Genomic DNA, 10,361 nt, shown 5'->3' on the forward strand with positions numbered 1-10,361 from the left:
CCTCCCCTCATTGCCATGATCGATGGTAGGCACCCAGGGTGGTCTGGCTGCCTTCGGACAAGCCAGCCAGCACCTGGCGCCATTCTTCCTGCACCCGGAACCGTTGCGGCGCGTCCTGGTGGGCATCCAGTGCCGCGCGCCAGACACGGGTCACTTGTTCAACATAGGCCGGGCTGCGTTGGCGACCTTCGATCTTCACCGCTTCGACGCCGATGGCCGCCAGCTCCGGCAACAGGTCAAGGGTGTCGAGACTGGTGGGTTCTTCCAGCGCATGGAAGCGCTTGCCGCCGACCAGGAAGCGGCCTTTGCACAGGGTCGGATAACCGGCCGGTTCTTCGGGGGTGTAGCGGTCGATCAGCACCTCGCTCAGGCGTGCGCTGAGGCCTTGGGCATCCTCGCTCCAGCGCACCGCCTTGGCGGGCGAACAGACGCCGCACAGGTTCGGCGATTCGCCGGTGATGTAGGAAGACAAGTGGCAACGGCCTTCAGCCATGATGCACAGACTGCCGAAACCGAAAACTTCGATCGGCACCGGGCTGCCCGCCGCCACTTGACGCACCTGGGCAAGGGACAGCACCCTCGGCAGCACGGCGCGGCGGATGTTATAGCGCTGGGCGTAAAAAGCCAGCGCCGCGGCATGGGTCGCCGAGCCTTGTACTGAAAGGTGCAGCGCCAGTTTCGGATGGCGCTGGCTGGCGTAGCTGAGCACGCCGGGGTCGGCGGCAATCAGGGCGTCCACGCCAAAATCGGCGGCACGGTCCACTGCCCGTTGCCAGCGCTCCCAGCCCTTGGGCTGCGGGTAAGTATTGACCGCCACGTACAGCTTGCGTTGGTGCTGACGGATGTGTGCGACCGCCGCGTCGAACTGCTTGTCGTCCATGTTCAGCCCGGCAAAATGCCGGGCATTGGTGTCATCGCGAAAGCCGACATAGACGGCATCGGCGCCTTGGCGCACCGCCGCTTTGAGGGCAGGCAGATTCCCTGCCGGGCAAACCAGTTGCATGGGGCATCCTCGTGATAAAACTCAAGCGCCGCCAGTCTAGCCAGCCCTCGGCCGGTGACCTTGACGGCAATCAATTGCCGTCAATGCATCAGCTCGGCGAATGGCAGGTACAGCACGTTGTCGTGCTTGTGCAGTTGCGCCTCACACTCCACCACTGCCAGCCCATCGGCCCAGCAAGCGGCCGTCAGCATCGCCGAACTTTGCTGAGGGTGCAGTTCCGCACACAGGTGGCCGTTGGCATCCGGGACCAACCTGGCCCGCAGGTACTGCCGGCGTCGGTTGCGCTTGAGCCAGTCGAACCCGGCTGGCACCTGCAACGGCACAGGTAACACGTCGCCCATGCCCTGGGCCCGGAACAGGAACGGACGCACGACGATCAGCGCGGTAATCAATGCCGCCGACGGGTTGCCCGGCAGTCCGATCCAAGGTTTGCCTTCCACATCTCCAAAGGCCAGGGGTTTGCCCGGCTGGATGGCGAGGCGCCAAAGGTCGATGCTGCCCAAGGCTTCGATGGCTTGCTTGAGGTGGTCTTCTTCACCCACCGAGACACCGCCCGATGTGATCAGCACATCGCATTCGGCGGCGGCCAGGCGCAACGCTTGTCGACTGGCCAATAGCTGGTCGGGCATGACCCCGAAGTCATGCACCTCGACACCCCAACCGCGCAACAGTGCGGCGAGGCTATGACGATTGCTGTTGTAGATCTGGCCTGGCGCCAGTGGCTCGCCCGGCTCGCGCAGCTCATCGCCGCTGCTGAGCAGGCCCACTTGCAAGGGGCGATAAACGTCCACCTGGCCGACGCCGGCACCGGCGAGCAGCCCCAACTCCTGGGCGCGCAAGCGCGTGCCGGCTTCGAGCAGCCGGTCTCCTCGACGCAGTTCCTCGCCTTCCTTGCGAACATGGTCACCGCCGTTGACCGACGGCAACCAGACCCGCTCGCCATCGACGCGACAGCTTTCCTGCGGCACTACCGTGTCGGCCCCCGGTGGCAGCGGCGCACCAGTAAAAATCCGCACGACGTGTCCCGCCTGCAACGGCTCGCCCGGCTCGTCACCCGCGGCGATCCGCCCGCCCAACAGCAGGTAGCCGCCGTCACCCGGCAGGTCAGCGGCCCGCAGGGCATAGCCGTCCATCGCGCTGTTGTCCCAGGCCGGCAGGTTCATCGGGCACACAATGTCAGTGGCCAGCACTCGCGCCAGGGCCTGGTCCAGGCCAACCCGTTGCACAGGCGGTGGCGGCGGAGCCTGGTCGAGCAGATGACGGATCGCCTCATCCACCGGCATCAGCACGCCGCTGTCGCACACCCGGCCGCTCACGAGCGTGTCTCGCAAGCCGTTGGGGCAATGCCGTCCTGGGGCTTGAGGTGCGGGGTGAAATTGCACGGGCCGGTGCGGCTGTCCAATTGCCCGGCCAGGATCTGCTCCCACCCGGTCCGGCACGCCCCCGGCGAACCCGGCAAGCAGCACACCAGCACCCCATTGCTCATGCCCGCCAAGGCGCGCGACTGCAGGGTGGACATGCCGATCTCCGCCAGCGACACCTGGCGGAACAGCTCGCCGAAACCGTCGACATGCTTGTCCAGCAACGGCGCCACCGCTTGGGGGGTGTTGTCGCGCGGGGTGAACCCGGTGCCGCCGGTCATCAACACCACCTGCACCTTGGGGTCGGCGATCCATTGGGAGACCTTGGCGCGGATCTGGTAGATATCGTCCTTCACCAGCCCACGGTCGATGAGCAGGTGTCCGGCAGTTTGCAGCAGGTCCGCCAGGGTTTGGCCCGAGGTGTCGGTTTCGAAGGTTCGGGTATCGCTGATGGTGAGGACCGCGATGTTCAGTGATTGAAAGAGGTGTTGCGTCAGATGGGCCATGATCAGCCGTCCTGTCAGAAAAGATGGCCCAGCCTGAACCGCAATCGTTGTCGAGCCTATTCCTCCTTGGAGGTACCTCCCTCGGCGCTCAAGGCGCCAGGCGGCTGCGCTGCCAGGCGCCATCCTGCAGGCGGTAGTCGAGGCGATCGTGCAAACGGTCGGCACGGCCCTGCCAGAACTCCATCCGTTCTGGCCGCAGGCAATAGCCTCCCCAATGGTCGGGGCGCCGCACGGGTTGATCGGCAAAGCGTTTCTCGGTTTGCGCCAGCAAGGTCTCGAGCGCGGCCCTGTCCTCCAGTGGTCGGCTTTGTGGCGACGCCCAGGCACCCAGGCGACTGGCGACGGAACGGGATTCGAAATAGGCATCCGACAACGCCGGATCGAGTTTTTCGACCTGCCCTTCGATGCGTACCTGCCGCTCCAGCCCCGGCCAGAAAAACGTCATGGCCGCCCAGGGGTTGGCCGCCAGGTTCTGGCCCTTTGCACTGTCGTAGTTGCCGAAAAACGAAAAGCCCTGGGCATCAAAGCCCTTGAGCAACAACACCCGACAGTGAGGCCGGCCCTGCCCGTCCACCGTTGCCAGGGCCATGGCGTTGGCTTCCACCGGCGGGCTTTCGGTGTCTCGGGCCTGTTGCATCCACAGTGCGAACAAGGCCAGGGGATCGTCCGGCGCTAGGGTTTCATCCAGCCCGTCGCGGGTGTACTGGCGGCGCATTTTGGCCAGGGAAAGAGGCATGGTGGTGATCTCCCGATAGGTTTGGCCCAGTCTGCGCCGGGCCATTCGGGGCGACCTTGATCGTTGTCAATGCAGGGGGCTCCGTTGGATGGGCTGGCCTCTTCGTGCGCATGCCTGCTCTCCACGGGTGATGTTGGTTGTGTTTTATGGGGGGGGGTTGGTTCGTGTGTATATCCGTTGCTGCGGTAACGGCTACTGACGGTTCCGCTCTTACAGCGGGTCACTTTTGGAAGAGCGCCAAAAGTAACCAAAAGCGCATTGCCGGTATGACTCACCCACATGGGTTACAAATCAGTTCACGCACATAGGTAACAGTTTTTAACTGGCATGGTCGATTTCGCGAGGATCTGACCATGTCCTGGAGAGAGCTGAAACCTATGGACCTCAAAGTGATGTTCATCGCTGAGTATCTATCCGAAAAGCACAGCTTTAGCAGGCTGTGCCAGGACTATCAGATCAGCCGAAAGACCGGCTACAAATGGGTCGAGCGCTATGAACTGGAGGGACCCAGTGGGCTTGACGAACGTAGCCGCCGACGGCACAACCAAACCTATGTAGTGCCGCTGGTTGTGAGGCAGGCCATTATTGAGCTTCGCTCTACTGGCGAAACGGTTCCGGGTCCTAAAAAGATCCAGAACGATTTGATGAAACGTTTCCCGGGGCAAGATCCGCCGTCGAAAACGACGATTTACAACATCCTCAAGGCCGTTGATTTGATCACGCCTCGGCCGTCGCGCCAGCGTGTCGCTGTCTATCCCAAGCCTTTGCGTAAGGCAGAAACGCCTAATCAGCTTTTCAGCGCAGATTACAAGGGCCAATTTCTGACTGGGGCGGGCGTTTGGTGTTATCCGCTGACGATCATGGATCATGCCAGTCGCTTCCTGCTTGCCTGCGAGAGCATGGCCAATACCAATCTCAAGGAGACCCAGCAAACTTTCGAGCGCGTTTTTCGTGAGTATGGGATGCCTGAGCGCATCCGCACCGATAACGGCGTGCCGTTTGCCAGTACGGGGCGTGCTGGGCTGTCGCAATTGTCGATCTGGTGGCTACGCCTTGGGATTATTCCTGAGCGAATTGAGCCTGGTCGGCCAGATCAAAATGGACGTCATGAGCGCATGCACCGGACGTTGAAAAGTACCTTTCCCCAACCGCCGGCAATTGCTTGGGAGGCTCAGCAAAAACATTTTAATCGATTTATGCAGCACTACAATTACGAGCGGGGACACGAGGCGCTCGGTCAGAAAACTCCGGCCTCCTGCTACACACCCTCAACTCGGGCTTACCCGGAGAAGTTACCGGAAATGGGGTATGCGAGCCATATTGAGTGTTACCTGGCAGATGGTAGCGGAATCATTAATCGAGCCGGTCTGCGGATATACGTAGGGAATCTGCTTAGGCATCAGAACATTGGAATGGAGATGATCAAGGACGGCGTATGGAATGTGATCTTCGGTCCGGTGATCCTAGGTCACGTCAATGCCAGGGACGCAAAGAACGGCTACGTTTCAATCAAAGTGTCACCTATGTGAATGCACTTTTTTGTAACCCATGTGGTTGTCCCGTACATGCCCCACCACTCGGTGCCTCGCTCAGGCTCGGCATGCCCTCACTCCGGCATTGCTCCGTGGGCCCGCCGCGAAGGGCCATCCATGGCCCAGCGCGGCTAACCCGGCATCCATGCCGGGTTGCCCACTGCGCAATGCCTGCGTTCGGCCAGCGTGGTTTAACCGGGCGTCGAGAGCAAGAGCAAGAGCAAGAGCAAGAGCAAGAGCGGCGCATATCCAGCCTCCAGGTGGCTGAACCATCACTTTCGCGAGCAAGCCCGCTCCCACAGGATAACCACGCCCCATCCAATCAGGTCGGCTATAAGGCCGCCTCGCGCAGGCTTTTGATCTGGGGGGCCCCGTTAACCACGATGGCCGAAGGCAGGTGTTGCGCAGTGGGCACCTCGGCATGGATGCCGAGGTAGCCGCGCTGGGCCATGGATGGCCCTTCGCGGCGGCCCACGGAGCAATGCCTGCCTTCGGGCACACCGAGCCTAGGCGAGGTGCCGAGTGGTGGGCAAGACCTTTTGGTTACTTTTGGGGCGTTTGCCAAAAGTGACCCGCCGTAAGGGCGGAACCCTAAGTAGCCGTTACCGCAGCAACGGATACACACCCCCCTGCTCTAAAAAACACAAACAGCACGACCCCGTATGGAGCCCTTTCAGTCAGACACCTGCGCCTGCAACCGGCGACCAATCACATCAAGCAGGTCACAACCGTCGCGTAATGGAATGGCCAATAACTGAGCGAAGTCATGCAAAATCACTGCATCACTGCTGATTTCCGAGCGCATGGCAAGGCTCTCCAATAACTGTGTCACCGCCGCTATTCGATAAGCCGCCGTGTCATGCAACACATCCAGGGGCGCCTCCGTATCGATCAATAAGGCGTGGTAATTGTTTTCGATTCCGGTGATGGGCATATAGCGAGCCATGATTCACTCCTGCGAATAAACTTGAGCGCCCAGCGGTGCGTGGCGGATGGCTTCGACAGAACAGCGAGGCAAGTCGAGACCTGACGTCCCATTCAGGAGGTGTGCGATGGTGTCGCACGATGTGTAAGAAAAATCCGACAGTAGTGTGTGCGGGCGAGCGGATCTTTTCGGAGGATTTGGAGTGATCTTTTTCATAGGTAAAACTCCTTTAGCAGTTCAATGAACCGCCAACCTCACTTCCACATGAGGGTGGCAGCGATACGCAGGTGTGGAAGACCGGGGCTAAAGGAACCCGGCGCACCCGAAAGTGCCCCGCGCAAAGCTGCCATAACGCGACGATGTTGACACAAAAAACGATCAACATCAGCTCATGGACGCTTGAGCGCCTTTAGCAAGAAAACGGACTTCCACATCCGGTCGCTGATGAGCAGCGACGAACCGAATTTAGCCATGAATCACGTCACCGCATAGTCAGCCAAAGACGGCACGGCTTGCAGGAAGCGTCCGACGCTGATGTCCGCCATCGCTGCCACAACTGATTTCCTTGGTCATAAAGACAGACGTCCAGACAACATCGCCCATCGCTACAGCTCAGGCGACGCCACCATCGACTCCTTCGCGATCCGCTGAAAAAACGTCTGCGCCCGAACATCCTGGGTATACGCCACGTTCAACCGCAACCAATCGCACACCTCCCCCTGGGGCAGGAACGCCGCCCCCTGGGACAGTTGGACCTGCAACTCCCGAGCAATCTGCTGCACCCGTGGCGCAGCCAGGCACCGAGGCCGGGCCCAGACGAACAGCCCTCCCATCGGCTCGGCAAACACCTCCCAGTAAGCCGGGTCCAGTTGGCGCAGCGTACTCGCCATCTGCTTGTTCAGGCGCTGGCGCAAGCGCTGGATCAACTTGCGATAAGCACCGTTGGCCAACAACGTCGCCACCACGTTTTCCGCCAGCAACGAACAACCGATGCCGGTGATCATCTTGACCTCTGCCAGGCGCTGGATGATCTCCGGATGGGCGACCACGTAACCAATGCGCAGCGAACTGGACAGCGTCTTGGAAAAACTCGCCAGGTAGATCACCCGGTCCAGGGCATCCAGGGAGGCCAGGCGTGAGGTCGGACCATTCTGGAAATCGGCGTAGATGTCGTCCTCGATGAGGCGAAAGTCATGGGCTGTTGCCAGCTGCAGCAGACGATAGGCCACGCTCGGCGCCAGACTAGTGCCGGTGGGGTTCTGGTACATGCTGTTGATGAAGAAATACGAGGGCTTATGCTCGCCGAGAAGCTGTTCCAGGCGGGCGATGTCCGGCCCTTGGGCGGTTCTTGGCACCGCCACGGTCTTGACCCCATGCAGTTTCAGCAGATTGAACAGGTTGTAGTAGCCAGGGCTTTCCACCAGCACCAGGTCACCGGGCTTGAGCAGGGTTCGCACCAGCAGGTCGAGGCCCTGGCTGGCACCTTGGGTGGTGATGATCTGCGCCGGGTCGACATGAATATCGATCAGGCCCAGGCGCTTTTGAAGGTGCAGGCGCAGATGAGGCGAGCCCAGCGGGGTGCTGTAGTTGAACAACGCATGGTTGTCGCTGCGCACCACCTGGCGGATCGCCTGACCCAGGTCAGTGTCGTCGCGCCAGGCGTCGGGCAGCCAGCCACACCCCAGCTTGAGCTGCGTCGATTCATTATCGAACAACCGCCACCGCGCGTTATCCGGCTCTGGCTCCACAGGTCGGACCAACTGCTGCGCGACAAAAAAACCCGCGCCATGTCGAGACTCCAGCACCCCACTGGCAACTAGTTGGTCATAGGCCTTGATCACGCTCGACAGGCTCAGGCTGTTTTCCCGGGCCAGTTGGCGAATGGACGGCATGCGCGCACCGGGACGGATGCCATGGGCGTTGATCCAGCCCATGAGGTGCGTCACGAGCTGCCGGATCACGGGCTCGGCAACGTTGCGATCAATCTTCAGGTCCACGGCTGGCGCTCTTGGCTAAGTGTTCTCGAATTTCGAGCGAACAGTTAAGCACAAATGGCCTGGGTCTGTTCCTTGTTTGCGCTGTGCCCGGCAGTGATAGTCCCCGAGACTTCGTGCACACCCTTTAAGGAACACCCTTGAACCCATCGCATCGACATTCCTGGGGGCTGGCTTTCGGCCTTTGCCTGATCACCCTTGCGGTCAACCTGCAGGCGCCGCTGTACACCACCTACGCGCAGTTGTCCGGCTACGGGGCCGGCGCCACGGCGGTGGCGTTTTCCGGTTATGTGCTGGGCGTGTTGCCGGTCCTGCTGGCGTTCGGTGGGCTCGCCGACCGGGTGGGACGCAAGCCGTTGATCCTGGTCGCCCTCGGGCTGTCGATGCTGGCGACGCTCGTGACCTTGCTCTGGCCGAGCCTGGTGGCGCTGGGCGTGGCGCGGTTGATGATGGGGGTCGGCACGGGGCTGGCTTCGGCCACGTCGACCGCCTATATGGCCGAACTCATGCCAACCAGCGATACCCGCTCACCGGCCAACCGGGTCACCGCCAGCACCTCCCTGGGCTTTGGCCTGGGCGCGGCGTTGACCAGCCTGTTCCTGTTCGTCCATCACAGCGCCACACCCGGCAGCTTCTGGTTGCAGCTGATGTTGGCTGCCATGGCGATCGTCGTGGTCTGGCGGTTACCGGATCCGGCACTGAAAATCAAAGATGCACCGTTGCTGCGCCTGCCTTTGTTTCCCGCCGGCAGCCTGCCCTACAGTTTTTCCATGCTGCTGGCCTGGGCGACCTCAGGCCTGGTCATCGCCATATTGCCATCGGTGCTGGCGACCCACGACTTGCAGCGTTGGTCTGGCCTGTCGACCTTCACGGTCATCAGTTGCGGCTTGCTCTTCCAGCCCTGGGTTCGACGCATGCAGCCGGCCAGGGCCACGGGCTTGGGCCTGTTGATCCTGCCTGCGAGCTACGCGTTGCTGGCCTGGGGCGCGAGCACCGGCTCCCTGCTCGCCGTGTTGCTGGGAGCGCTGGGCGCCAGCAGCGCTTGCTACGGTTTCCTGTACCTGGGCGGGTTGTCAGCCGTCACGGCCATGGCCGGCGCGGAAAAGGCCCGGGTCAGTGCCGGGTTTTTCCTGTTCGCCTATGTCGGGTTCAGCGTCCCGGTCGTGGTGACCGGGTTATTGGCGGATGGCTTCGGCGCGAACGTGGCGTTGGTACTGTTTGGCGTGGCCTTGATTGCCGGAGCGTGTATCACCGGGTGGGTCATCGTTCGGACGCAGGCCTGCGTGACCAGTTTCTCCCATGGATAACCACAGAACCTGTGGCGAGGGGATTTATCCCCGTTGGCTGCGCAGCAGCCCTTAAATCCATCACCCGCTGTATCAGGTGTTTATGCATTGTTGGGGGCTGCTGCGCAGCCCAGCGGGGATAAATCCCCTCGCCACTAAACGGGGTCGGCTTGACTGCTCATAGCCCCAACGACCGTCCCGGCAAAGTCGTATACCATATCCCCACCTAAGCCGAACGACCCGCCGCCGTGACTTTATCCAAGTTCAACCTGCCCGACCTGGGCAACACCCCTTCCACTTCGGAAATCATCACCCGCCACCTGCGCGATGCCATCGTGGCCGGTCACTTTGCCGAGGACGAGCCGATTCGCCAGGATGACATCGCCCGGCAGTTCAACGTCAGCAAGATCCCCGTGCGCGAAGCCCTCAAGCGTCTGGAAGCCGAAGGCCTGGTGATGTTCCAGCGCAACCGCGGGGCGATGGTGACGCGCATTTCCGAGGCGGAGCTGGCACAGATGTTCGAGGTGCGGATGCTCCTGGAAGACAAAGTGCTGCGCCTGGCGATTCCCAACATGACCGAAGACACCTTCGCCCGTGCCGAAGGCATCTGCCGGGAGTTCGTCGGTGAAGACGACGTGGGACGCTGGGCCGAATTGAACTGGCAACTGCATGCCTGCCTCTACGAACCGGCGCAACGGCCCTTCATGGTGAGCCTGATCCGCTCGGTGCACGACAAGCTGGAGCGGTACTTGCGCATGCAGATGAGCCTTTCGGCCGGCAAGGAGCGCGCCGATCACGAGCACCGGGAAATCATCAAGGCCTGCCGCGCCGGTGACGTCGAGCGAGCCGTGACGCTGCTGGACGAACACATCGCCGGGGTCTGCGAGACCCTGTTCAAGTTCCTGCCTTCCAGCCATTGATGGGCCGGCTCTGTGCCGATTTCGTCATCGGCGACAGGTAAAACCATCAAGCCGTCGCCCCCCGGCGCGGGCCACGCTTGCCGTCACTCATCTGAACG

Annotated in this window: 9 protein-coding genes; 3 read left to right on the forward strand and 6 right to left on the reverse strand. The window is 61.6% G+C overall.

The window, feature by feature from the left end; translation table 11 throughout:
* Positions 1-7: 7 nt before the first annotated feature.
* The 4 genes from ubiU to pdxH form a co-directional block, all read right to left on the reverse strand.
* Complete coding sequence (gene ubiU / locus ACMTA2_RS19650) at positions 8-1,003, reverse strand: ubiquinone anaerobic biosynthesis protein UbiU (protein WP_413791365.1); 996 nt, start codon at positions 1,001-1,003, stop codon at positions 8-10.
* An 80-nt stretch (positions 1,004-1,083) separates the two neighbouring features.
* Positions 1,084-2,319 (reverse strand): molybdopterin molybdotransferase MoeA, encoded by a 1,236-nt coding sequence (locus ACMTA2_RS19655; RefSeq protein ID WP_413791366.1) that lies wholly within the window; start codon positions 2,317-2,319, stop codon positions 1,084-1,086.
* Positions 2,316-2,870: a molybdenum cofactor biosynthesis protein B gene (gene moaB, locus ACMTA2_RS19660; protein ID WP_413791367.1), complete on the reverse strand. Its 555-nt coding sequence runs from the start codon at positions 2,868-2,870 to the stop codon at positions 2,316-2,318. Before moaB ends, ACMTA2_RS19655 begins: the two co-directional genes overlap by 4 nt.
* A gap of 88 nt (positions 2,871-2,958) precedes the next feature.
* On the reverse strand, positions 2,959-3,606 hold the full coding sequence (gene pdxH, locus ACMTA2_RS19665) for a pyridoxamine 5'-phosphate oxidase (RefSeq protein WP_413791368.1): 648 nt from the start codon (positions 3,604-3,606) through the stop codon (positions 2,959-2,961).
* 353 nt (positions 3,607-3,959) lie between these two features.
* On the opposite strand from pdxH, the gene ACMTA2_RS19670 reads away from it, so the two are divergent.
* A complete protein-coding gene (locus tag ACMTA2_RS19670) occupies positions 3,960-5,135 on the forward strand; it encodes an integrase core domain-containing protein (RefSeq protein WP_413790701.1) in 1,176 nt (391 codons plus the stop codon).
* 676 nt (positions 5,136-5,811) lie between these two features.
* Here ACMTA2_RS19670 and ACMTA2_RS19675 read toward each other — a convergent pair.
* Together ACMTA2_RS19675 and ACMTA2_RS19680 are read right to left on the reverse strand one after the other, a co-directional pair.
* Complete coding sequence (locus ACMTA2_RS19675) at positions 5,812-6,084, reverse strand: hypothetical protein (protein WP_413791369.1); 273 nt, start codon at positions 6,082-6,084, stop codon at positions 5,812-5,814.
* A 584-nt stretch (positions 6,085-6,668) separates the two neighbouring features.
* Positions 6,669-8,060, reverse strand: coding sequence for an aminotransferase-like domain-containing protein (locus ACMTA2_RS19680; RefSeq protein WP_413791370.1), 1,392 nt, complete (start codon positions 8,058-8,060; stop codon positions 6,669-6,671).
* 137 nt (positions 8,061-8,197) lie between these two features.
* Here ACMTA2_RS19680 and ACMTA2_RS19685 point away from each other — a divergent pair, with 137 nt between their 5' ends.
* Positions 8,198-9,364: an MFS transporter gene (locus ACMTA2_RS19685; RefSeq protein ID WP_413791371.1), complete on the forward strand. Its 1,167-nt coding sequence runs from the start codon at positions 8,198-8,200 to the stop codon at positions 9,362-9,364.
* A 227-nt stretch (positions 9,365-9,591) separates the two neighbouring features.
* Positions 9,592-10,263: a GntR family transcriptional regulator gene (locus ACMTA2_RS19690; protein WP_413791372.1), complete on the forward strand. Its 672-nt coding sequence runs from the start codon at positions 9,592-9,594 to the stop codon at positions 10,261-10,263.
* Positions 10,264-10,361 lie beyond the last annotated feature (98 nt).

It is taken from the genome of Pseudomonas medicaginis (genome assembly GCF_965119365.1).
GTDB lineage: Bacteria > Pseudomonadota > Gammaproteobacteria > Pseudomonadales > Pseudomonadaceae > Aquipseudomonas.